1 pseudogene is annotated in these 940 nt (G+C 61.8%); it reads left to right on the plus strand.

From position 1 onward, the window contains the following. Nucleotides 1-115: 115 nt before the first annotated feature. Nucleotides 116-940, plus strand: a pseudogene (locus U5798_RS36870) (hypothetical protein); the annotation flags it as partial.

Genomic DNA, 940 nt, shown 5'->3' on the forward strand with positions numbered 1-940 from the left:
TGATGTCGAAGATCCGTGGGGACGTAGCGGGCATTGCGTGGCGGATGCCTACGTACTGGCGAATGCGCCGTATAGCCTTGCGCGCGCAGACGGCCCCAATCCATCCGATACGTTCATGGATACCTGGTCGCAACGCGCGACCAGGGACGGCAGCGGTCGTCGCGGACGGCAGACCTACGCCGCCCGCACGAAAACGTTCGGCAAGTTTCTGTCGATCATCGGCACGCGCAAAGCCTACGAACTGCCCGCCGGCAAGGTCGATGAAGATATGGCCAACGAACGGGTATCGCCGACCAGCAAGCGGTCCTATGCGGCGCAAGAGGATCGGGCTCGCCACGGCCTGAACAAATCGACATATGGTCGCGTCACCGCGTATTGCTGTCCACACGACCAGGTGATTTCGGCGGTCACGGTTCAAGGCATCGGCTGGCGCGGCATCGACGAGAACGAGCTGAACGATATCAGCGTCCCCGGCGTGCTGACGCAGCGCGTCTTTGCCTCCGGCTTCCAGGTTGGCGTGCAGAAGCGCTATCGGTATTGGGAAGATGACTGGCGGCATGGCAAAAAGGGGACGACGTCGGGATTCTGGTATCCGCCTTCGCCACCTGCCAAGTTCAATCTCATCGGTGCGCTCAAGGGAAACGAGTCCGTGTTCGGGGTGGCGGCCACGCTTGCATCCGCGCCGATCATGTTTATCGTGACCCAGATCAGCTCGGCATTGAATATGTTCCGCGTGAACGCCATTCCGCCGAAAGGCTGGACCGTGGTGGCGGACGCGCCGGCACTCGACGAACCGTTCCCGCCGAAGGCGTTGCGGTTCGGCAAGCCCATCGAAACGAAGGACGGCAATGCGAAAAGCGACTTCAACGAAGGCAACGATCCGCCAGCCGCGTGGCGAGACGCAAGCAAGACAGACGCCGACAAGCGCGCTGATGATCCC

Origin of the sequence: Burkholderia sp. BCC1972, from assembly GCF_905339605.1 — a bacterium.
Lineage (GTDB): Bacteria > Pseudomonadota > Gammaproteobacteria > Burkholderiales > Burkholderiaceae > Burkholderia.